The sequence below is a fragment of the Nonlabens sp. SCSIO 43208 genome (assembly GCF_050703575.1).
GTDB classification, from domain to species: Bacteria; Bacteroidota; Bacteroidia; order Flavobacteriales; family Flavobacteriaceae; genus Nonlabens; species Nonlabens tegetincola.
The window spans coordinates 884,046-907,099 of the sequence record NZ_CP065365.1 but is presented as its reverse complement, the minus strand read 5'-3'; the positions used below and the strand labels follow the sequence as shown (position 1 = coordinate 907,099).

The 23,054-nt window shown below is 36.2% G+C and carries 19 protein-coding genes; 6 read left to right on the top strand and 13 right to left on the bottom strand.

Annotated features, from left to right (window positions below):
* Positions 1-17: 17 nt before the first annotated feature.
* The 9 genes from I5168_RS04390 to I5168_RS04350 all read right to left on the bottom strand — a co-directional run bounded on the left by I5168_RS04390 (position 18) and on the right by I5168_RS04350 (position 11,266).
* Entirely contained in the window at positions 18-1,223 is a 1,206-nt protein-coding gene (locus tag I5168_RS04390; protein ID WP_431472527.1) for a murein hydrolase activator EnvC family protein, read from the bottom strand.
* Positions 1,220-1,966 carry a DUF4292 domain-containing protein gene (locus I5168_RS04385; protein WP_431472526.1) on the bottom strand — a complete coding sequence of 249 codons (747 nt, stop codon included), beginning with the start codon at positions 1,964-1,966 and terminating at the stop codon, positions 1,220-1,222. The genes I5168_RS04390 and I5168_RS04385 overlap by 4 nt, the downstream gene beginning before the upstream one ends.
* A complete protein-coding gene (locus I5168_RS04380; RefSeq protein ID WP_431472525.1) occupies positions 1,966-3,351 on the bottom strand; it encodes a tetratricopeptide repeat protein in 1,386 nt (461 codons plus the stop codon). The genes I5168_RS04385 and I5168_RS04380 overlap by 1 nt, the downstream gene beginning before the upstream one ends.
* Before the next feature lie 10 nt (positions 3,352-3,361).
* Positions 3,362-4,378: a sugar phosphate nucleotidyltransferase gene (locus I5168_RS04375; RefSeq protein ID WP_431472524.1), complete on the bottom strand. Its 1,017-nt coding sequence runs from the start codon at positions 4,376-4,378 to the stop codon at positions 3,362-3,364.
* Positions 4,379-4,494: 116 nt separating this feature from the next.
* A complete protein-coding gene (dut, locus tag I5168_RS04370) occupies positions 4,495-4,929 on the bottom strand; it encodes a dUTP diphosphatase (protein WP_431472523.1) in 435 nt (144 codons plus the stop codon).
* The gene (locus I5168_RS04365; protein WP_431472522.1) at positions 4,919-6,382 is read right to left on the bottom strand and encodes a lipopolysaccharide biosynthesis protein; all 1,464 of its coding nucleotides are present in this window, start codon (positions 6,380-6,382) and stop codon (positions 4,919-4,921) included. Before I5168_RS04365 ends, dut begins: the two co-directional genes overlap by 11 nt.
* A 92-nt stretch (positions 6,383-6,474) precedes the next feature.
* Positions 6,475-9,600, bottom strand: coding sequence for a leucine--tRNA ligase (locus I5168_RS04360; RefSeq protein ID WP_431472521.1), 3,126 nt, complete (start codon positions 9,598-9,600; stop codon positions 6,475-6,477).
* A 136-nt stretch (positions 9,601-9,736) separates the two neighbouring features.
* On the bottom strand, positions 9,737-10,624 hold the full coding sequence (locus tag I5168_RS04355) for a nicotinic acid mononucleotide adenyltransferase (protein ID WP_431472520.1): 888 nt from the start codon (positions 10,622-10,624) through the stop codon (positions 9,737-9,739).
* 81 nt (positions 10,625-10,705) lie between these two features.
* Complete coding sequence (locus I5168_RS04350) at positions 10,706-11,266, bottom strand: CvpA family protein (protein WP_105017912.1); 561 nt, start codon at positions 11,264-11,266, stop codon at positions 10,706-10,708.
* Between the two features lie 61 nt (positions 11,267-11,327).
* Between I5168_RS04350 and I5168_RS04345 the strand changes: the two genes are divergently transcribed.
* Positions 11,328-12,410, top strand: coding sequence for an isoaspartyl peptidase/L-asparaginase family protein (locus tag I5168_RS04345; protein WP_167342715.1), 1,083 nt, complete (start codon positions 11,328-11,330; stop codon positions 12,408-12,410).
* Positions 12,411-12,466: 56 nt separating this feature from the next.
* Here I5168_RS04345 and I5168_RS04340 read toward each other — a convergent pair whose 3' ends face one another.
* Both I5168_RS04340 and I5168_RS04335 read right to left on the bottom strand, forming a co-directional pair.
* Positions 12,467-14,005: an Rne/Rng family ribonuclease gene (locus tag I5168_RS04340; RefSeq protein WP_167342716.1), complete on the bottom strand. Its 1,539-nt coding sequence runs from the start codon at positions 14,003-14,005 to the stop codon at positions 12,467-12,469.
* 265 nt (positions 14,006-14,270) lie between these two features.
* Positions 14,271-14,561, bottom strand: coding sequence for an HU family DNA-binding protein (locus tag I5168_RS04335; protein WP_042276927.1), 291 nt, complete (start codon positions 14,559-14,561; stop codon positions 14,271-14,273).
* Positions 14,562-14,695: 134 nt separating this feature from the next.
* Between I5168_RS04335 and mutY the strand changes: the two genes are divergently transcribed.
* From mutY to I5168_RS04310, 5 genes are all read left to right on the top strand, one after another.
* Positions 14,696-15,742, top strand: a complete 1,047-nt coding sequence (mutY, locus tag I5168_RS04330; protein WP_431472519.1) for an A/G-specific adenine glycosylase — start codon at positions 14,696-14,698, stop codon at positions 15,740-15,742.
* 68 nt (positions 15,743-15,810) lie between these two features.
* Entirely contained in the window at positions 15,811-16,272 is a 462-nt protein-coding gene (locus tag I5168_RS04325; protein ID WP_042276922.1) for a single-stranded DNA-binding protein, read from the top strand.
* Between the two features lie 16 nt (positions 16,273-16,288).
* Positions 16,289-17,593, top strand: a complete 1,305-nt coding sequence (locus tag I5168_RS04320) for a gliding motility-associated protein GldE (protein WP_431472518.1) — start codon at positions 16,289-16,291, stop codon at positions 17,591-17,593.
* Complete coding sequence (gene gldD / locus I5168_RS04315) at positions 17,578-18,141, top strand: gliding motility lipoprotein GldD (RefSeq protein ID WP_060523554.1); 564 nt, start codon at positions 17,578-17,580, stop codon at positions 18,139-18,141. Before I5168_RS04320 ends, gldD begins: the two co-directional genes overlap by 16 nt.
* A 129-nt stretch (positions 18,142-18,270) precedes the next feature.
* A complete protein-coding gene (locus tag I5168_RS04310) occupies positions 18,271-19,182 on the top strand; it encodes a DMT family transporter (RefSeq protein ID WP_042276916.1) in 912 nt (303 codons plus the stop codon).
* A gap of 49 nt (positions 19,183-19,231) precedes the next feature.
* Here I5168_RS04310 and I5168_RS04305 read toward each other — a convergent pair whose 3' ends face one another.
* Together I5168_RS04305 and I5168_RS04300 are read right to left on the bottom strand one after the other, a co-directional pair.
* Positions 19,232-21,298 carry an insulinase family protein gene (locus tag I5168_RS04305; RefSeq protein ID WP_085775396.1) on the bottom strand — a complete coding sequence of 689 codons (2,067 nt, stop codon included), beginning with the start codon at positions 21,296-21,298 and terminating at the stop codon, positions 19,232-19,234.
* Positions 21,299-21,307: 9 nt separating this feature from the next.
* Positions 21,308-23,029, bottom strand: coding sequence for an insulinase family protein (locus I5168_RS04300; RefSeq protein WP_060523552.1), 1,722 nt, complete (start codon positions 23,027-23,029; stop codon positions 21,308-21,310).
* Positions 23,030-23,054 lie beyond the last annotated feature (25 nt).

Here is a 23,054-nt window from a genome sequence, read left to right as displayed (position 1 = left end):
ATCTAAAACTACTGTTTTTACCCTTTTAAAAGCCAGTAGGCAGGATTGAGCGTGTTTGTATCTTCCATTAAGATAAATCGCAGTTCAGAGACTCCTGCTCGATTGGTAAAAACCTCTCCAATTGTATCGTATACCTTGACTTTATCACCTTTAGACACAGCAACAGATTTCAAATTATTATAAACAGAAGTGTAGTTTCCATGACGAATATACACTATTAAAATACCATTTGGTTTCTTAACAATAGCATCTACTTCACCAGAGAAAACAGCCCGTGCACTTGCCCCTTTAGGAGTTTGAAAACGCCAGCCATTTGAATAAATACGGACATTTCTATCTATTGGAGACGGCATTTCTCCGTATTTACGTGAAACAAAGCCTTCATTAACAGGCCATGGTAGTTTACCTCTGTTTGATTTAAAGTCTGCTGCTAGTGCTTTGGCTTCTGGAGTAAGAAAAAATTTGTTTTTATCTACTTTTTTACCTGATCCTTTATAGGATTCTTTAATTCTAGCTGCAATTAGTTTTTTGATTTCACGGTCTAGACGATCTCGTTCTTTTGCGGCTTCTTTGAATTGCGAACTGTACTTCTTTTTATTGGCGTTTACCACAGCCAGCATATTCTCCTGCTCCGTTTTGTCCTTATTCAATTCTTTTTTTTGTTTTCGATTTTGAGCGACTACAATTTCTTTTTGCTTTTTATCGATCTCTAACTTCTCAGTCTTCTGCTTGAGCTGGGCACTTTTGTCACTAATTTCATTTGCTTGTTTCTTGCGGTAGTCGGCAATGGACTTCAAGTACTGTACTCTTTTGTACGCTTGCAAAAAATCTTCTGAAGACAGTAGAAACATCAATCTACTTTGATCATTCTTGCTTTTGTATGCTTTTACAATCATACTAGCATATTCCTTTTTAAGAGACTCTACTTCTTCATCTAGTTTCTTAATCTCGGTTCTATTGTTCTTAATAGCCCGAGTAAGAGCATTTGCTTCACGATTTGTGATGGTAATAATTTCCTGAGTACTTGCTATTTTTTTATCGAGAGTCTCTAGAAGTAATGTCATTGTATTTTCCTCTTGACGTACTTCTTTTAACAATCTATCATATTGATTGATTTTATCTTGGATAGCGGCTTTCTTGCGTTCCAGTTCTTTTTGAGTTTGTGCCGTTCCATGTACACCACAAAAAACTACTAATAAAACAACCACTAACTTTTTAATCATAACTCGATTTTGCGATAATTATCTGGTAATTCAAACGGAAAGGATAGCTTTTTATTGAATTCTACCCTTTTAAAGGTAAGTTCTACTTGAGAAAAACGTTTACCTCGTTTTGCATCGATTTTTACCGTACGAGGCAATAAACGATTATCTACCTCTTGATATTCAGGGTAATTTATAGTTAGGTAATTATTTTCAGCTTTAAGAACAGATTGCTCTACCAATTTAAAATCAGATGGTCGTAAACGAAACAGCTTGGTGATAACATCTTCAGTTTTGAATTGATACTCGTTATTTTGAATGGTAAACTCATGATTACTCAAATTTTCAACCGCTTGACCTAGCAAAACATCTTCTAGTTGTTCAAAAGTCAAATCCTCACCTAGAAAATCACTTATTAATCTAAAATCACCGTCAAAACTGCGTTTATTATTTTTTTCATAAAACTGTACACGATCAGGTGTGATATAAACTTTGGCTAGAGTAAGTCCTAGAATACTCGCACTCATCCATATTTTCTCACCTTTTTCCATGCGCAGGTTCATAGTAATATTTAGAGATTGCTTGTCATCTTCATAATCCACACCTAGTCTAGCCTTGAGTGTATTAAACTCAAGTTCTGAATTATCATGACTGCGCACCACCTTAGCCTTCTTTGCAGTAGCTAGAGCAGTTGTTGATGATTTTTGAGTACCACATGCAACTATGATTAATAGAGCTGGTACTAGTAAGTATCTCAATTTCATTATAATTTTTTAGATAATTCTTGAGCTTTAGAACGCATTTTTACTGCTTGTGTTGCATTACCTTTTTTATCATAGCTTATTGCAAGCTGTTGATAGATATCTCGTTCCAATTGAATCTCGTCTAATAAGTAGGTCATTCCAGATTCCAAGCGTTCAATAGCATCATCAGGTTTGTCAAGATAATTTAAGGCAACACCATCTAACAAATAGAACAAAGGTTGGGCAGGAAAGTAGGATAATGCTTTTTCTAATATATCATGAGCCTTGCTGTAATCCTTAACGTCTATAGATAATAAAGCTGCCTTTTTTATAAGATCAAAGTCTTGATCATTAATTTCCAATCCTTTTTCATAAAAAGCAAGTGCCGCACTGGGATCATTCTTTTTTTCCAAATAATAGGATCCTAGAGCCGTAAAGGCTTCTGGGTTTTCTACATAATCTGAAAAAACATCGATGGCATCCTTTACATCATCCATGAGTTCATCATCATGCGTACTAGTGGTAATAAAATCATTGAGTACGCGCACTTTGGTTTCATCATCAAACTGCGTTGATTTAAAAACCTTTTTCATGCTACGTATTCCTTTTCTTAACCTACCTGCATCCAGATAAATTTTATACAAAGCAAGATGGGCTTTATCACTATCAGGGACATTTTTATCTAATAATTCAGCATACTTTAGAGTATTCTCTTGATCTTTCTTTTTACTGTAATAATAAATAAGCTCAATATATGCCTGTTCATCTTTATCATCATTTTGGATTCTAGCTAAAGCTCCCGTAATGTCCTCGTTTAAATCCTCAACGATTCCTAGCTGCTTTTTTGCTTGTGATTGTAAAAAGGTACGTCGCTTGTCAGTGCCCAATCGCTTATCCAACTTATCGATTATATCAACACATTTTTGATATTGCTGCGTTCTATAGTATTGATAGGGCAACAACTCTTCATAAATCGGATTAATTTGCGTGAGTTCTTCTAGAATTTCAAGTCCTTCATCAAACTTTTGTTGCTTATCATAAACATCATATAACTTGTCTAGAACCCATTCTCTTTTCCCATCTATTTCAATGGCTCTTAGTAAGGATTGTTCCGCTTTCGCGAAAGCGGAAATTGCCTCATAATTTTTTGCCAGTTCAAATTGAATTATCGCAGCATTAGGCTCTAGTTCTTCACACTCTAATAGAATATTTATGGCTTTGTTGTGGTTTTCCTTTGCTTTTTCAGTAAGTGCGTTAAAAAACTTCTCTTTAAATTCACTTGAAACATCCTGTAGCAAATCCACATTAACCTCATCTTGCTCACCTTGTTCTTGAGCACCAACATGAACTTGTAACCCTAAGGTTAAAAGTGAAAAAAATATGATTTTTCTAGTCATGCTGTTCATGAGTCAACAATTATTCCATTATCGTGTAATCTCCTATACTGATTTTTGTAAAATCACCGTCATACTTCACGTGATTACCTATCATTGCTTCATCTAAGGTAGCGTTTTTAATACTGCTGCTTTTCTGAATTAATGAATTTTTAATAGTGCAGTTTTCAATAATAGTATGAGCTCCTATGGACACGTTAGGTCCAATCGTACTATCCTTGATCACAACGCTAGGATCAATAACACATGGCTCTACAATTGTTGCATTACTCAATTTAGGTTCTTGCTTAATTTCATCACTACCGTCGGTAATCATGAATTGCATGATCTTGTTATTGGTGTCTATAGCAACATTTTTATTACCGCAATCCATCCACTCGTCTACCGTTCCTGTCTTAAAAACATTTCCTGCGGCCATTAAACGCTTGATTCCATCATTGATTTGGTACTCGCCACCGTTTATAATTTCATTATCAATCACAAATTGAAGCTCTTTCTTAAGATCGCCAATTTCTTTGAAATAATAAATACCGATAACGGCCTGATCACTTACAAATTCCTGTGGTTTTTCTACCAACTCAACAATTTCATCTTTTTCATTAAGTTTCACAACACCATAGGCTTCTGGTCGTTCAACTTGTTTTGTCCAGATAACAGCATCGGCTGCTGGATCTAGGTCAAAATCGGCTCTAATAAGTGTATCGGCATAGGCAACTACAGCTGGACCAGACAAACTAGGTTCAGCACACATAATGGCGTGACCAGTTCCCAACGGATTTAACTGACGGTAGATACTTGCCTTGGCACCTAAACTTTCTGCAAGTTCTTCAAGGTTGTTCACCACGTCATCACCAAAGAATGCTGGATCACCTAGAATAAAAGCAATTTCCTCGATGGGTTCTTTTAAAATTCTAGCAATATCAGTAACCAATCGGTTGACTATAGGTTTGTTTGCAATTGGTATTAATGGTTTAGGCGTAGTTAGTGAATGAGGACGTAGTCTTGAACCACGACCTGCCATAGGTACTATTATTTTCATATGTAAAGCCCTGATGGGCGCATTTTTAGATTAATGTGCTAAGGTAAAAATTATTAAGTAGAATAAACAGAGTTGGGTTGAGGTATCGCTTTCGCGAAAGCATACAGCAACAATCCTTACTTTACACCAGTGCTACCAAAACCGCCAGCACCACGATCAGTATCAGAAAGTACTTCTACCTCGTTCCAGGTAACGCGCTCGTGCTTTGCAATTACTAATTGTGCCACTCGTTCACCGTTCTCAATTACAAATTCTTCATTGGACAAATTAACTAGAATAACACCAATTTCTCCACGATAATCAGCGTCAACTGTTCCAGGCGAGTTTAAGACAGTGATTCCTTTTTTGGCAGCTAGACCACTACGTGGACGTACTTGAGCTTCATACCCAACCGGCAATTCTATAAACAATCCTGTTTTAACAATGGTACGCTGTAGTGGCTTTAAAGAGATTGACTCTGTAAGATTTGCTCTTAAATCCATTCCTGCACTTCCTAATGTCTCGTAGTGAGGCAGGTCATGATTTGATTTATTGATGATTTTAACTGTCATTTTTCTTAAGTAATTGAAGTATAAAATTCTTTTCTCTAACTAATATAAAAGCGCTCACTAGCAAACTAATGCTTAAACCGTACACGTATTGTTGCCAGCTACCAGCGCCGTATGAATCTCTTATAAAATAGAAGATTACAACCGTAGCTCCTATTGATAGCAGCAAGTACAATAAAATACTCTTGATATCATAAGGAATAGGAAAATGTTTGCGACTCCATAGATAGGAAACAATCATCATTACTCCATAGGCTACACAGGTTGTAATTGCACTAGCTAGATAACCAATTTTAGGAATTAGTAAGACATTGGCCGCTATTGTGATAATAGCTCCAAACACCGATATTATTGCACCGTATTTTGTTTTGTCGGTTACCTTATACCATACAGACAAGGATTGATAAATCCCAAAAAAGAAATACGCAACCAACACATAAGGAACAATAAAAATAGCCTCGTAATAATCACTATCGATTACTGCTAGTTTAACAACATCGATCAATGTGATATAAAACACCAATGCGATTGCTCCTAGAATCACAAACATCTTGGTAATAGAAGCATATAACTGCGGAGCATTTTTATCCTTTGATTCACTAAAAAAGAAAGGCTCTACACCTAGCTTAAAAGCAGTGGCAAATAAGGTCATTCCCACCGCTAGTCTGTAACAGGCAGTGTACAACCCAGCTTGGGCAGTACTATTACCTGGACTTAACCATTCAATTAGTTGCTTATCAAAAGTTTCATTAATTGCAAATGCTAGTCCAGCCACCAGAATAGGAGTACCGTACTTCATCATTTGTTTCCAAATGGTAACATCAAAACCTTCTATATGGAAATAAGGTTTGATGAGTAGTAGCAACAAAAATATTTTGGGAGTAAACAAGGCAATGAAAAATAACTCCACTTTATCAGTTGGAAACCACTGTTGTATTACTGGAAAATCTGATAAAAAAACTAAGAAAAAAGTGGTTAGAACAAATGAAATAACCACGTCAATCATTTTAATGATAGCGTACTTTCTAGCCATACCTTGTGCTCTTAAATACGCAAATGGTATGACCATCAAAGTATCTAAGGCTAGTACGCCAATCACCCAACGCCAGTATTCACTGTTTTTACCCGACCACAACTCAATATTGTCAAGGTTGAGAAAGGCAATAACTGTAAACAATGTTGTAGTAGCTAATAACCCAAGTAGCGAAGTGCTAAGCACCTTTTTTTTACTCTTTGAATGAGAATAAAACCTAAAAAATGAGGTTTCCATTCCATAGGTAAGTATAACATTAAAAATGATGATCCATGAAAAGATGATGGACAGATTACCAAAATCTTGTTTAGTATCTATAAAGGTTGTCAACAGTAAATTAAGTAATACCGTAAGCACTCTAGGCAATACGGTAGCAACTCCATACACGGCAGTTTGCTGAAATAATTTACGTGTTGTGCTCAAAAAGGTTGTTTTATGAGTTATAAAAGTACATTTAAAATTCTCAGCAGCCCAGCTGATGTACTTTTAACCCTATTTACGGTTCATGTATGTAATTATCCTATTACAAAGTTGACGATCTTGCCAGGTACAACAATCGTTTTACGAATTGTCTTCCCTTCTAACTGCTGCTTAACCTTGTCATTTTCCAGCACTAGTTTTTCTAGCTCATCTTTACTGGCATCAACCGGTAATTCTAAAGTAAATTTCATTTTACCATTGAACGAGATAGGATACTTCTTGCTGCTCTCTACTAAGTATTTTTCTTCAAAAACAGGGAAATCAGCATAGGCTATACTTTCCTCATGACCTAGTAGTGACCATAACTCTTCTGCGATGTGAGGCGCATAAGGTGAAACCAATATCGCAAGCGGTTCTAAAACTTCGCGACTGTTGCATTTTTGAGCAGTTAACTCATTAACGGCAATCATAAAGCTACTTACACTCGTATTAAACGAGAAGTTCTCGATATCCTCGCGAACTTTCTTAATGGTTTTATGCAAGGTCTTCATACTATCTGGTGATGCCTTCTCATCACTCACATGGAATCCATTCTCGTTATGATAGAGTTTCCATAGCTTTTTGATGAAACCATATACTCCGGTAATTCCAGCCGTATTCCATGGCTTAGCTTGCTCTAGTGGCCCGAGGAACATTTCATACAAACGTAGCGTGTCTGCACCGTACTGCTCACAAATGTCATCTGGATTCCAAACATTCAGCTTAGATTTGGACATTTTTTCAACTGGCCTAGTAGCTACTAGATCATCCTCAATTATTTTTGAATTATGATAATCTTTAAACTGATTATCAGACTTAACTTTCTTGACGTCTACGATGTGATTGACATCTACGTGTTTTACATGTAATCTTATAGGTCTAAATGAATAAACTATAGTATCTGGTAAGTCTTTAGAGTTTTGTGGTAAAATATTTTTCTCTAAATTCAAGTCATGTTTCAAATAATTCCAAAGAATATTCCTTTTTAAAGGATCATGAACATCCGATCTAACATTAAAGACATCACCTTTTAAAGGTTCATTTATACTATCAAACAATAAATTTTTACTTAATAGAATATCTACATCATAGACTTTTGCAGGAGCGGATATTGTATAAGAAACTTTGTCTTTATCGACTTCATAAACCCCTGTAGTTTTATATAAGGCAACTCTATTAATATGAAAAACAACAGCACTCTCACCCAGTATCATACCTTGATTAATCAACTTTTTAAAAGGTTCGTTGACTGTTACTTTTCCAAGATCATGAAGTACTTTTACCCAAAACCTGCTGTATAATAAATGACCGGTAGCGTGCTCGCTACCACCTATATACAAGTCAACGTTTTCCCAGTATTCCTGTGCTTCCTTTGAGAACATTTCATTCTCATTGCTCGCATCCATGTATCTAAACATGTACCAAGAGCTACCAGCCCAACCAGGCATGGTGTTCAATTCTAGTGGGTAAGCTCCATCTAATTCATGAACTTCATCACGATCTCCTAAAACGTTAGTTTCTTCTTCATCGACTAAAACAAATGGTCGTTCTACCACCATACCAGCAGTTTCATCCCAAAACCATTTTTTAGCGCGTCCTAATGGCGGCGCACCATCTTCAGTAGGTAAGTATTCATCAACCTCTGGTAATTCTAGTGGTAAATGCTTACGGTCTATCATTTGTGGCAAACCGTTCTTATAATACACTGGGAATGGTTCACCCCAATAACGCTGTCTAGAGAAAACCGCATCGCGCAAGCGATAATTTGTTTTTCCTTTTCCAGCACCTATTTCTTCTAATTTTTCAATGGCTGCAGCCATCGCTTGCTTGTAGCTCATTCCGTTTAGGAAATCGCTATTACAGATAGGTGTATTGTCTTTGGCCGTATAGGCTTCTTCACTTATGTCTACACCTTCAAAGATATTTTTGATGGCTGGCATACCTTCTTGACCGGCAAAATAATTAGCAAAAGCATGATCACGCTCATCACCACATGGTACAGCCATAACAGCACCAGTACCATAGCCAGCAAGTACATAATCACCTATCCACACAGGTATTTTCTCACCGCTTAATGGATGCGTAGCATAAGCACCAGTAAATACACCACTTATGGTTTTCACATCTGCCATGCGTTCACGTTCTGATCGTGCTGCGGTCGCTTTTTTATAAGCTTCAACGGCATCTCGTTGCGCATCGGTTGTAATGCTATCCACTAGCTCATGTTCTGGCGCCAGCGTCATAAAGGTTACACCATAGATAGTATCAGGTCGCGTTGTGAAAACATCAATTTTATGGTCGTCCAGTTTAAAACTAACCATCGCACCAACGGATTTACCAATCCAGTTGCGTTGTATTTCTTTAATGCTGTCGCTCCAGTCTAATCCATCTAGGTCGTTTAATAAACGCTCTGCATAGGCACTAATACGCATCATCCACTGGCGCATTTTCTTGCGCACTACTGGATGTCCACCACGTTCGCTTACTCCGTTTACTATCTCATCATTTGCCAGTACAGTTCCTAGCGCCGGACACCAGTTCACCTCAGTATCTGCCAGGTAAGTAAGGCGATAATCTAGCAAGACTTTCTCTTGTTCTTCTTTGGTATAGCTGTTCCACTCATCTGCTGTGAATTCTGGTAAATCTTCATCGGTAGCAGCGTTGATAGTGGTTGTTCCGCTTTCGCGAAAGCGAGATTCTAATTCACTTATAGGTCTTGCCTTATCTGCATCTTTATCATACCAGCTATCAAAAAGTAAAATGAATATCTCTTGTGTCCATTTGTAATAATCAGGATCACTAGTTTTTACCTCACGACCCCAATCAAAGCTAAACCCGATACGGTCCATTTGCTCACGGTATCTAGCAATATTATCACGAGTCGTGATTGCTGGATGCTGCCCAGTCTGTATCGCATACTGCTCGGCAGGAAGACCAAAGCTATCGTAACCCATAGGATGTAGTACATTGAAACCCGTATGACGTTTGTATCGTGAAACGATATCACTAGCGATGTAACCTAATGGGTGACCTACGTGCAGCCCAGCACCACTAGGATACGGAAACATATCTAGTGCATAGAATTTAGGTTTTTCACTGTGATTTACGGCTTTAAACGTTTTGTTTTGAGCCCAGTATTCTTGCCACTTTTTCTCAATCTCAATGTGCTTGTAATGTACCATGCTATGGAGTGAATTTTATGCCGCAAAAATAGGGATTATACCACACTGGCTAGGAATAGATTAGTATTTATTGCATAAAAAAACCGCCCGTAAGCAAGGATTGCTAAACAGGCGGCTTCCAACCAACCAATAATCTTTATAATGACTTCTTCTTTTTTACATCTAGTAATCTAGATTTTCCAGAAGAATTTTTAATCTGAATGTATCCTTTTCCTGTAAAACGGTATGTCGTTCCTGAGGAAATATGATAGAGCTGTATCGTTCTATCATTGATAACGTAAAGATCGAACATTTCATTGCCTATATTTTCATAATGGAGCGTTAAATATTTATTAATCAGATCATTATTCTGATTTTCAACTAGGTACGATCCTTCATAATCCCATAATAAATTTTGTATAGATGTACCACGAGCGTCTTTTGAACTTAAAAAAGTATCGCCATCGTAACTAGGAAAAAAACTCAAGAAATTTTCTCTATCAAATTCATTTATAACACCTGCATTGCTAGTAAATATTTTTTCCCACGCTCTATACTCTTGTAAGAAATAATGAATATTGTCATAAAACAGAGCGTCATAATCAAAATTTCCTATTTGATACCCTTGTAATCGTATAAGGGAACCACTAGCTGGATCGATAAGATGAATTCTGTCAAAATCTTTTACTCTAACATCAAATTCATAAGTACCATCTATATCATGATGTATAATCAAGGTGTTTTCAAATGTTTCATAATATCCTACAGAAATCCCCATACCTGCGCCAGCACTTCCCACTCCAACTAGGTTATTATTGGCCATAAGGGTTCCATAATCAAAACTTAGGGTAAAAGCCTGTGTAATAAATGGTATATCAATATCATCGTATACATAATTTAAATCGACGTACCACAGTTGTTTACCTTCTACAACTTGTTCTAGAGTAGGTGCTACTACTCCATCTCCTAATTGAATGTCTGCATCACAACTAGTTGTTAAAACAAATAACAACATAGCTCCTAAAAAAGTAGTAATTGTTCTCATAATCGTTGTATTAAAGTTATTACTACAACGTTTTCGAAAACTGTGCCAAAAATGCAATCTGTTGTTATTAAGTGTTTTAGATTATCGGGACAATGAATCTTGATCGACAGGTCTAGGAGACTCTATTCTATCGCCTCGTAAATTGCGATCTACACGGTCTGCTTCTTCTAGAATCTTAGGAAGTAAATAAGGTGCCATAGGTTCAATAGGTTCATAGACTATCGATTCTTCTTTTACCTCGTTACTAATAATGTCAAACTCACCACTGGCAGAATTGATAAACATTAATACAACGCTTATCAAAAAGGCCATTTTGAGTAATCCAAATGCGGCCCCAGCGAGTTTATTTATGAAGGAGAGTTGTGCTGTTTTCACAATTTTGGTAAACAATTTACCTATATAGGTAATCACAAAAATGATGACCACAAAAGTGATGATAAAACTGGCTATGGTAATGTATGCCTCGTCCCAGTTTACTTGTTCTCTCAACCAGTCACCGGCAAAATTTGAGAAATAAATTGCACCATAAATTGCAGCTATAAGAGCTACTAGGCTGGCTACTTCAATAAAAAGTCCGTTCATGTAGCCTTTCCACAGACCGACTAATAATACAATACAAATGAAAATGTCTAACCAATTCATGGGCTAAAGGTAGAAAATGTTATGCTGCAAAAGCAGTATCTTAGTCTCAAAACTTTAATATATGAGAATTATTGCTCTTTTCATTTGTGTAATCTGCCTATTTTCTTCCTGTAAACCAAAGGAAGAAAACTCACCTAATCAAGATCTTACAATTAGCACAGATAATAACAATCAACAAGTAAGCGAATACGCTATAGTTATTCACGGTGGTGCAGGAACAATCAAAAAAGAAAACATGACTCCTGAACTCGAAAAGGCTTACAACGACAAGCTTACCGAGTCTATCAAAGCTGGACACGACGTTTTAGCCAAAGGTGGTAGCGCTATGGATGCTGTTGAAGCTAGTATAAGAATCATGGAAGATTCTCCTTTATTTAACGCAGGAAAAGGAGCTGTTTTTACTCATGAAGGAGTTAACTCTTTAGACGCTAGCTTCATGGATGGTAAAACCTTAAATGCTGGAGCTATTGCTGGAGTGAGTACAGTGAAAAACCCGATCTCACTAGCCCGATTGGTCATGACCGATAGTGAACATGTATTATTGAGTGGCAGCGGTAGTGACGCTTTCGCGAAAGCGCAACAAAATCCAAACATAGAGATTGTAGACAATAAATATTTTTACACAGAAAGACGTTATCAATCCCTACAACGTATACTTGAAAAAGAGGCAAAAGAAGGAGATAATGGAACTGCTATGAATTTTCAAGATCCTTTTATACAAGATTCTAAATATGGAACGGTAGGTTGTGTTGCATTAGATAAAAATGGAAATATCGCAGCCGGAACAAGCACAGGTGGTATGACTAATAAGAAGTACGGTCGTATAGGTGATTCTCCTATTATAGGTAGTGGTACGTATGCAAATAATAACACTTGTGGTGTTTCTAGCACTGGTCACGGTGAATACTTTATACGTGGTCAAGTTGCTTATGACATAAGTGCACTTATGGAGTACAAAGGACTTACACTAGAAGAAGCTACGGAAGAGGTTATACAGAAAAAGCTTACTGCATTAGGTGGCACTGGTGGAATCGTATCTCTTGATAAATATGGTAATGTTTCTATGGAGTTTAATACAGCTGGTATGTATCGTGCTAGTATGAACGATAAAGGAGATCTAGTTATTGGAATGTATAAGGAATAATGCTTTAAAAATTGCATAAAAAAATCCCGCTACTCAACTGAATAGCGGGATTATATTTATAAGACTTTTCCATCTTTGTCTTTAAACTTATACTCTAAATAAGTATAAGCATCTCTAGGTAAAATTTTTACCCATTTTTTGTGTTTTACGAACCACTTTGAACGTATTGACGGCACTCCTTTAGTTAAAAAGGCAGCAATAAATGGATGAGCATTTAAGGTGATATTTTTATTCCCTTCTTTAAACAAGCGCTCTAGTTTTTCAGTAATTTGTTGTACAATTACTATAGGAGCTTGAATCTCATTACCATTTCCGTTAGGATTCTCTTCACGAGTTTTAATCTTAACTTCTTGTCTTACACGCTGTCTTGTGATTTGAATAAGACCAAATTTACTAGGTGGTAATATCTTATGTTTTGCTCTGTCATCCGACATTTCTTCACGCAGGTGCTCATACAGCTTTTTCCTGTTTTCTGAAGCGCGCATATCAATAAAATCAACTACTATGATACCACCCATATCGCGCAATCTTAATTGTCTAGCGATTTCTGTAGCGGCTATTAGGTTTGTTTCAAGCGCGGTGTCTTCCTGACTATCAGCTTTATTAGATCTATTACCAGAATTAACGTCTATAACGTGCATGGCTTCAGTGTGCTCTATGACTAAATAGGCACCTTTACTCATGGAAACCGTTTTTCCAAACGACGTTTTAATTTGTCTCTCGATACCGTATTTTTCAAAAATCGGTAGTCGTGGATTGTGATATTTTACAATAGACTGTTTGTGTGGAGCTATTGTACTTAAATATTCTTTGATCTCTTCACACACTTCTTTATCATCAACAATGATTGAAGTATAGGTATCATTAAACACATCTCTCATTAGAGAGTGAGTACGACTTTGTTCAGTCAATACTTTAGTAGGAAAGGAAGCCTTGTGCAATTTACTACACATGCGGTCCCATTTTTCCATTAAATTTTGTAGATCCTGATCCAGGTCTGCTACTAATTTTCCTGTGGCTACTGTGCGTACTATAACGCCAAAACCTTCAGGTTTAATGCTTTTAACAAGTCTTTTAAGACGGCTTTTTTCTTCTCTATCTTCTATTTTTTGGGAAATAGATATACGATCAGAGAATGGAACGAGTACAACATACCTACCTGGCAGTGAGATTTCTGCACTCAATCGCGGGCCCTTTGTAGAGATAGGTTCTTTAACTACCTGTACAAGTATAGGCTGGCCAGATTCAACAACATCGTCAATAGAACCACTTTTATCTAGTTCCTTTTCTAACTTGATGTCCTTGAGTTTAAAATTTTTTCTTCGTCCGCTTAAAATTTGCTTAGTAAACTTTAACTGTGTACGGTATTTAGGTCCTAGATCATGATAGTGTAAAAACCCATCTTTTTCATAACCTACATTAACAAATGAGGCATTAAGACCAGACAGTACTTTACGTGCTTTTGCTATAAAAACATCGCTTACTGCAAACTTGTTTTCATCTTCATCTTTGTGGAGTTCAATAAGCCTACCATTTTTGGTCAAGGCATAATCCACTTTTGTAGCACCGGAACGGATAATAATTTCTTTATCCATGTTTCCTGTTATTTAATAGTTGTAAAACCATAGATATGTTTTACAACAGGATGATATGAAAGAATACATTACAAGAACTTTTCTTGTAAAGTCAAACGAGTTGTCAACTGCAACCCTATTTCAATGAACGTAAAAAAGAAAAAGTAGTGCTACACTACTTTTTCTTCTTGTGACGGTTAGCGCGACGACGCTTTTTACGTTTGTGCGTAGCTACCTTATGTCTTTTTCTTTTCTTACCGCTTGGCATATCTCTTATATTATTGGTTTATTTTACTTTAACTTTTGTTTTTACACCTTCTACAAATACTTTAGCTGGTTTAAAAGCTGGTATATTGTGAGCTGGTATTTTTATAGTAGTATTTTTAGAAATATTACGACCAGTTTTTTCAGCTCTCGTTTTTACGATAAAGCTACCAAAACCGCGTAAATATACGTTTTCTCCAGTTTCCAGAGATCCTTTCACCTCTTCCATAAAAGACTCAACAGTTGCCTGAACATCAGTCTTCTCCATTCCCAACTTATCTGAAATCTTAGATACGATATCTGCTTTAGTCATTTTTAAGTTCTATTTTAATTATTTAGGGTTACATTAAACAGGGCGCAAATATACTCTAATTAAACTAATTAAAATCTCTAATTAATTAAATTTTAAATAGATATATCTTTCCACTCAATAATTATAAAGAAAATATGAACTTTTCGAGCCAACTCATTGATTGGTATTTAGTTAACAAAAGAGATCTACCTTGGCGTCATACTACTAATCCTTATTACATATGGTTAAGTGAGGTGATTCTCCAACAAACTCGTGTAGCACAAGGCCTTCCTTACTACAACAAGTTTGTTGAAACCTACCCCAAAGTTGAAATGCTTGCTGCTGCACCGCTGGACGACGTTCTTAAATTATGGCAAGGATTAGGATATTATTCTAGAGCACGTAATTTACATAAAGCCGCACAGCAAGTAGTAGAACTAGGTAAATTCCCTACCCAATACAAAGATTTACTTAAACTTAAAGGTGTAGGCACTTATACGGCTGCTGCCATAGCTAGCTTTTCTAACAAGGAAGCTGTTCCCGTGGTAGATGGTAATGTGTATCGAGTGCTTTCAAGAATTTTTCATATCAATACGCCTATAAATACGCCAGCAGCCGTAAAAGAGTTTACTCATCTTGCTGCACAACTTATGGATAAAGAGCAGCCGGACATCTTTAATCAAGCTATGATGGAGTTTGGAGCCCTACAATGCATTCCAAAAAATCCAAATTGCGCTTTGTGTGTATTTAAAAATGATTGCGTTGCCCACGAAAAGGGTTTAATTGATGAGTTACCGGTTAAGCCTAGAAAAACCAAGGTCAAAAATTTGTTCCATAATTACCTTGTAATTATTTCTCCAGACCAAAAAACTTTGTTGCAACAACGTGATGAATCAGGAATTTGGAAAGGTCTTTATGAATTTCCTCTTGTTGAGACTCCAGGAGCGGCGATGGTGTCTGAAATTAAAGATTCTATAGAGTTTAAAGATCTCATAGGCGAGTTACGCTTTCGCGAAAGCGTATACAATCAACAACCTATTATTCACAAATTATCACATCGTAAAATACATGCGACTTTTTGGATTATAGAACTAGAAGATTATATGGAAGGACTGTCACCTATTAAAGACGCTTTTAAAAAGCCAGTTCATGTATTAATGGAACGTTTCATGAATGAATATTGGCGAGATTACAAACATTAAGAATTACCTTTGTATTCTATTTATTATAAAGGATTTTATATCTTTAAAAGATAATTCAAACACAAACTATGGCAGGTACGGTAAACAAAGTAATACTTATAGGTCACACAGGTGATGATGTGAAAATGAAGCATTTTGAAGGTGGTGGCTGTATAGGAAGGTTTCCTCTAGCAACAAATGAAGAATATGTAAATCGCACCACTGGTGAGCGTGTTTCTAATACTGAATGGCACAATTGTGTGGTTCGTAATAAAGCAGCTGAGGTTTGTGAAAAATACTTGCGTAAAGGCGATAAAGTATACATTGAAGGACGCATTAAAAATAGACAATGGACTGGTGAAGACGGTCAACAGCGGTACACGACCGAAATCCAGGTACAAGAGTTTACATTTTTAACTCCTAAAAATGAGAATTCAAATACGGGACCACAACAGCAAGCAACCCAACAACAGTCTAATACACAGCGTTATCAAGCTCCAGTAGTACCACCAGAAGGTAGTGATGAAGAGGTTGATGACCTACCATTCTAACTAAATCTATTGATTAGTGGATCCTGATCCTGAACATTTACCCTTATTATTAGTAACGCAAGGTGAGCAAGCGCTTTACCTAGTAATCTATTTATTACTTTTAATTTGTAGTGCTTTAATTAGTGGTGCCGAGGTAGCTTTTTTCTCCCTTACTTCTAGCGAACTAGAAGAACCAAATGAAGCATTTACCAAACAAAATGTCGTAAGTAAGCTACTTGAAAGACCAAAAAAGTTACTAGCAACCATACTTATTGCTAATAATGCAATCAATATTACATCGGTTTTAATTTTTAGCTTATTAGGAGAGCAGTGGTTTGCAGATATAGAAACCGGCTGGATAAGGTTTGCCCTAGAGGTATTGTTTGCTACCTTTTTAATATTGCTCTTTGGCGAAATATTTCCAAAAGTATATGCAAATCGTAACCCAATAGGGTTTTCAAATTTTATGGCGGTTCCATTAAAAGTTCTGGATGTATTATTCAGTTTTTTGAGCTTACCCATGAGATTCATAACCTTGAAAATACAAGACAACTTAGGTAGTAAAAAAAGTAATTTAACTGTATCACAGTTATCTCAGGCTTTAGAACTCACCGATGAAAACGACACTACCGATGAGGAACAACAATTACTACAAGGAATTGTAAACTTTGGTAATACCGACACGAAAAACGTAATGCGTAATCGCACAGATGTTTTTGCTCTAGATGAGTCACTACCGTTTAGAGAAGTTATTACTCTTGTCGTAGATAACGGCTATTCAAGAATCCCTGTTTACAAAGAAAGCATTGATCAAATCACAGGCGTATTGTATGTAAAAGATCTATTACCTTATGTAGATCGCAAAAACTACGATTGGACAAAGTTATTGAGAGAAGCCTATTTTGTTCCTGAAAACAAAAAACTTGATGACTTACTTCAAGAATTTCAGGTTCAAAAAAAGCATCTAGCTATAGTGGTGGATGAATATGGTGGTACTAGTGGCCTAATCTCACTTGAGGATATAATAGAAGAGATTGTAGGTGATATAAGTGATGAATTTGACGAAGAAGATCTGGTCTATTCACAACTAGATGAGAAAAACTATGTATTTGAAGGTAAAACTTCTCTGAAAGACTTTTACCGAGTACTAGACCTTGATGAAGAAGTAATAGAACAATATGAAAGCGCACGTGGAGAATCGGAGACTTTAGCAGGTTTTTTATTGGAACAAACAGGTAATTTCCCTCGTAAATTAGATAAAATAAAGTTCAAAGGATTCACGTTTTTAGTAGAAGCGATGGACAATAAACGAATCAAACAAATCAAATGCACACTACCATAAAACTGATTTTAATTTCTTGCTTCTTGATTTTAACCAGCTGTGGTGATGAAGATGTATTACCCAAACCTAGCGCAAGTCTAGCGCTACAGTATCCCGATGCGACATACGGTACCACTACCACTGATTACTGTCCTTTTGTTTTTGAACTCAACGAGTATGCTAGAGTATTGAGCAAGAACGATTGCTCAATGAAAATCGAATATCCCTACATGGACGCCACTGTTTACCTAACCTACAATAAGGTAGATGATAATTTAACTCAACTGCTAATTGACGGCCAAAAACTATCTTATAAGCATAATATAAAAGCCGATGTAATAAAGGATTATCCATTTATGAATGAGAAATCTAAAGTCTATGGAATGATGTATGAAGTAGAAGGTAACGCTGCTAGTAATGCACAATTTTACGTCACTGATAGTACCAACCATTTCTTGACCGCTAGTCTGTATTTTGACACAAGACCCAACTACGATAGTATTCTTCCTGCAGTTGATTATGTCAAAAAAGATATGATCAATCTACTGGAAACCTTGCAATGGAAGTAGTCTAACAATTCGTAATATGTTTATCTTTAAACAGTTAGTTTAATCAAAACCTTCTTCAAATCATTGGTTTTAAATTATTAGTTCAATCAAATTAATAGAACCACCTTTGCATTTTATAAAATCGCATAGATGGAAAAGAGCCAATTAAAGTACGTTTATCTTGTCATTCTAAGTCTTATTTGGGGCTCTTCATTTATTCTTATAAAAAAAGCTTTGGGTCAAGAGAATGGTAACCTCACCCTTACACCTTTACAGCTAGGAGCCTTGCGTGTAATTTTATCAGGTGTGATATTAACTGTGATTGGACTATCTAGCTTTAAAAAAGCAAGCAAGAGTGATTATTTATGGTTGTTTATTTCTGGTTTACTGGGAACTTTTTTTCCAGTATTTCTTTTTGCTTATGCCCAAACAGAAATCGATAGCGCAGTAAGCGGTATATTAAACTCTACAGTGCCTTTAATCACGCTTATTCTAGGAGCGATAGTTTTTGGTATATCATTCAGTCGAGTACAGCTTTTAGGCGTAATAATTGGATTAGGTGGTGCCATAGGTTTAATATTTGCCGGGATGGAAGGCAATCCAGATCAAAATTATCTTTTTGCCGGGTTTGTACTTATTGCATGCTGTTGTTACGCCAGCAATGTCAATATTATTAAAAGGTATTTACAAAACGTAAAACCACTAGCTATCGCGGCAGGTAACTTCATATTTATTACTCCACTTGCGGTAATCGTACTATTTCTTTCTGATGGTCACAGTCTGGATTACACCAACCCACAAATTCAAAAAAGCTTAGGCTATATTGTCGTTTTATGCATCTTTGGTACCGTAGCAGCAAAGATCATGTTTAATAAACTTGTTCAAATTACATCTCCTGTATTTGCAAGTAGTGTCACATACTTAATGCCTGTAGTTGGACTTACTTGGGGAATTTTGGATGGTGAATCATTTAATTTATGGCAAGGCATCTCTACCGCGGTAATAATTTTTGCAGTGGTATTGGTAACAAGAGCAAAAAAAGAAAAACCGGCCACTGACTAGTAACCGGTTTTACGTTTCATTATTTCGCTTTCGCGAAAGCGAGATCTTACTAGAAATCAGAGTCTTTTAAACCTGTATTTACTTTAAGATCTTTAGTCTCAAATTTAAGTTCCTGTCCCATCATAGGCTGAACCATTACGGTAGGAAATTTCACTCCATTATACTCTTCGTAATCACTATACTTAAGGATAGTAGTGATTTCACCTTGAGGACCCATAGACACCACTTCTTCTCCAACTAAAAGACCGCTTTCAGTATCATAGAATGATTTTTTTGTATCACTCCATTTAATAATGTATACGTTATTATCTCCTAAACGTTGTGCTCCTGCAAGAGTAGCTTTATCTGCATGATACAATTCAGGGAAAAATAAAGCTTGATCTTTTACCAATTCTAACATTTTACCAGATAATTCCTGTGATTGTCCCATGGCACCTACAGTGGCTTTCCCGTCCAAGTAAACTTGTTTATTTACTTCACGTCCACCCATTTTAATAGATTGTGACCATTTATCACCTTGTGCTCTCTTTACTCCTAGTATAAGTTCTCCCATAGGAGATGTATAGGCAGAGAATGTATTCACATCTTTAATTTCTTGAACAGCTTCCTTACCACCGATAGCTGCTATATAGTTGTCAAGAACGTTTTGCGCAGTTAATCCTTCTGGAACTTCTACTGTTGATGGACGCTCTGTAGGGTTTGCCTCTTTATCAAAGAATTTGATATCTACTGGCAATCCATCAATTTTCATTTTTTCTAGGTTCTCTAATACATCACTTGCTTTTCCTACAAGAACTATACGAGCCTGTTCAGGCTTTAAGTATTTATTTGCAACGCGCTTAACATCTGCAACTGTAACTGCGTTGATGTTTTTGATAAAGTTTTTGTAGAAATCTTCTGGAAGATTGTTTGTTCTTATTGTTACTGCTCTATCTGCAACAACTTCTTTATCTTCTGATTGCATGATAAAACTTCCTAAGAATTTTGCTTTGGCATTTTCTAGAACTACAGGATCTACATCCTCAGTCTTAAGACGGTTGATTTCTTTGAATATTTCAACAACAGCACTATCTGTAACTTCATTACGCACTTTTGTCGTAGCTCTGAATGTAGATTTGTAATTTCTTCCGCTACCTAGAGATGTACGTGCACCATAAGTCCATCCATGTTCTTCTCTAAGGTTCATATTAACGTATGAATTAAATCCACCACCTAAAATGTAATTAGCAAGTACAGCTGCATGATAATCAGGATCATTCATTTTAAGATCAGATACATGCATAACTGCAAGCTCTGTTTGTACTGCATTAGGAACGTCAACAAAGTTAATTTGTCTTTCTGCAAGGTCTTGCACTGCTGGCAATTGTGCTTTAGGAGCAAGGCCTTCTTCCCACTGCTTATCAAAGTATTTTTTAGCAAGCTTTTTAGCTTCCTTTTTGGTAATATCACCAGAAATTACCAGAAACCCACGAGATGGCTTGAAGTAAGTGTTGTAGAAGTTTTTAACATCATCTAGCGTAACACTTTCTACCGATTCTACTGTTGCAAATTCTCCTGCTGCATGATCTTTACCATACACTAACGCACCACGAACTTTTCCAGCAATTGAAGCAGCACTATTTTCACCGGATTTAAGTCCTTGGATTAAATTATCACGTTCTAGTTTTAATTCTTCTTCGGTAAAATTCGGATATAAAGCCGCCTCAGTAAACATTGAGAAAATATCTTCTTTGTATTTAGATAAACCAGAGGCAAAACCACCGTTTGCATTTACAAATACTCTAAGACCTAAGTAATCAACTTTTTCGTTAAAGTCATTCTTAGGTGTTTTTGAAGTTCCTTTACCCATTATAGAAGAGGTCAAGGATTGTACACCAGCTTTATCGCCTTCAATAATTGGTGGATTATCAAGACTTAAACTCATGTTGATTACAGGAAGTTTAGAATCTTCAACTACCAAAACCTGAAGCCCATTTTTAAGCTCAAATGTATATGGTTTACCCATGTTTATTTCTGGTGTTGGACCAGATTCAGGCATCTTTGATCGATCAATCTGTGCAGTAGCGGTTAACCCGATAAAAAGTACTGCCAGAGTATATAAAAGTTGCTTTTTCATTTTAATTCTTTATTTTTTTATGATCGTAAATTCAGTTCTTCTATTCTGCTCGTGCTGTTCCTCTGTACATTCTTGAGAAGAACAATCTACTACTGGATTACTTTCTCCTTTACCTACTGCTTTAATGCGATTTTCTGCAATTCCCTTTATTACTAGATAACTTTTAACAGCTTCGGCGCGTTTTTGAGATAATTCCTGATTATAATCATCACCGCCTTTACTATCAGTATAAGTTTCGGCTAGTATTTCCAATTTAGGGTATTTGAACATCATATCGATAATTTTGTCCAATTCAGTGATGGCACTTTTTGTCAACTTAGAACTATCACTTTCAAAATAAATCTTGTTAACTTGAAGTTTATTTTCTACAACTTTAATATCGCCTTCTCCTTCTCCAACTTCAGGAGCATCTGGTGCTTCACCAGCAAAGTAATCTAGTTCTAATCGTTGATTAGGGTTTAAATAAGTATTTGCAACTCGTTTGATATCTTCTCTAGTAATACTTTTATAAATATCTAGTTCTTTATTGATTTTATCAGCACCACCTTTTAACATATAATAAGTAGCAAGAGATGAAGCAATACCTTCAACTCTTGAATTAGATTGAACATAACGAGCTTCAAATTGGTTTTTAAGCTTTTCTAATTCCTTTTCTGAAATAAGTTCAGTTTGAAGTTTTTTAATTTCTTCATCCATCACTTTTGCTAGTTGATCTAGTGTTACATCACCTTTAGGAAGAGCTCCCATAGTATAAGTTCCGTAGTCTTGATTTGCTTGATTGAAAGCAAGAACTTGAAAAGCGATTTGCTCCTCTTCAACCATTCTTTTCTGCATTCTAGAACTTGCACCACCTGTAAGAATACTAGATATATAATCCAATACATAAGCATCTTTTTCTACCGATTTTGGCGTGATGTAAGAGAAGATTTTTACAGGAATACTAATGTTCGGATCGTATTCTGTTGCAAAACGAGTTTCCGTAATTGGGTCTTCAACTATTTCCTTTCTCACGTTCGTTGGAGCATTATTAGGAATAGGTCCAAAATAATCCTCAATCATCTTTTTAGTTTCGTCGATTTGGATATCTCCTGCAACTACTAGCACTGCATTATTTGGATTGTAGTACTTATCATTGAAACCAATAAACTCATCCAATTTTGCAGCGTCAAGATCTTCCATAGATCCAATAACTGACTGCCCGTATGGGTGTTTTTTAAACAAGTGCTTATCGATACCTGTTCTGTAAAGAATAGCTCCATAAGGTGCATTATCGATACGCTGCCTTTTCTCTTCTTTTACTACTTCATTTTGTGTGTCTACACCTATTTGTTCAATTTTAGGATGTAACATACGCTCACTTTCCATCCAAAGACCTAATTCTAGCTTGTTAGAAGGAAACGTCTCATAATAGTAAGTCCTATCCTGAGTGGTATTTGCGTTGTTACTACCACCATTAGCTCCTACTATTTCAAACCACTTTCCTCTTTCAATATTCTCTGTTCCTTCAAACAACAAGTGTTCAAAAAAGTGAGCAAACCCAGTTCTTCCAGGCTCTTCATCCTTTGCACCTACTTGGTACATCACTCCTACTGTGATAACAGGAGCAGCATTTTCTTGGTGAAGAATAACGTGCAGTCCATTAGGTAAATCATATTCTATAAAATCCACCTCTTGGGAAAATCCAGTTAATGCTGTAAAACCAGCTACCAGACTCAAAACAATTTTTTTCATGTTTTTTGATACTTTAGTTCAACTG

Excerpts from the sequence above, each read along its gene's own strand:
- I5168_RS04390 (WP_431472527.1), bottom strand. The coding sequence starts at position 1,223 with ATGATTAAAAAGTTAGTGGTTGTTTTATTAGTAGTTTTTTGTGGTGTA.
- I5168_RS04385 (WP_431472526.1), bottom strand. The coding sequence starts at position 1,966 with ATGAAATTGAGATACTTACTAGTACCAGCTCTATTAATCATAGTTGCA.
- I5168_RS04380 (WP_431472525.1), bottom strand. The coding sequence starts at position 3,351 with ATGAACAGCATGACTAGAAAAATCATATTTTTTTCACTTTTAACCTTA.
- I5168_RS04375 (WP_431472524.1), bottom strand. The coding sequence starts at position 4,378 with ATGAAAATAATAGTACCTATGGCAGGTCGTGGTTCAAGACTACGTCCT.
- dut (WP_431472523.1), bottom strand. The coding sequence starts at position 4,929 with ATGACAGTTAAAATCATCAATAAATCAAATCATGACCTGCCTCACTAC.
- I5168_RS04360 (WP_431472521.1), bottom strand. The coding sequence starts at position 9,600 with ATGGTACATTACAAGCACATTGAGATTGAGAAAAAGTGGCAAGAATAC.
- I5168_RS04355 (WP_431472520.1), bottom strand. The coding sequence starts at position 10,624 with ATGAGAACAATTACTACTTTTTTAGGAGCTATGTTGTTATTTGTTTTA.
- I5168_RS04350 (WP_105017912.1), bottom strand. The coding sequence starts at position 11,266 with ATGAATTGGTTAGACATTTTCATTTGTATTGTATTATTAGTCGGTCTG.
- I5168_RS04345 (WP_167342715.1), top strand. The coding sequence starts at position 11,328 with ATGAGAATTATTGCTCTTTTCATTTGTGTAATCTGCCTATTTTCTTCC.
- I5168_RS04340 (WP_167342716.1), bottom strand. The coding sequence starts at position 14,005 with ATGGATAAAGAAATTATTATCCGTTCCGGTGCTACAAAAGTGGATTAT.
- I5168_RS04335 (WP_042276927.1), bottom strand. The coding sequence starts at position 14,561 with ATGACTAAAGCAGATATCGTATCTAAGATTTCAGATAAGTTGGGAATG.
- mutY (WP_431472519.1), top strand. The coding sequence starts at position 14,696 with ATGAACTTTTCGAGCCAACTCATTGATTGGTATTTAGTTAACAAAAGA.
- I5168_RS04325 (WP_042276922.1), top strand. The coding sequence starts at position 15,811 with ATGGCAGGTACGGTAAACAAAGTAATACTTATAGGTCACACAGGTGAT.
- gldD (WP_060523554.1), top strand. The coding sequence starts at position 17,578 with ATGCACACTACCATAAAACTGATTTTAATTTCTTGCTTCTTGATTTTA.
- I5168_RS04310 (WP_042276916.1), top strand. The coding sequence starts at position 18,271 with ATGGAAAAGAGCCAATTAAAGTACGTTTATCTTGTCATTCTAAGTCTT.
- I5168_RS04305 (WP_085775396.1), bottom strand. The coding sequence starts at position 21,298 with ATGAAAAAGCAACTTTTATATACTCTGGCAGTACTTTTTATCGGGTTA.
- I5168_RS04300 (WP_060523552.1), bottom strand. The coding sequence starts at position 23,029 with ATGAAAAAAATTGTTTTGAGTCTGGTAGCTGGTTTTACAGCATTAACT.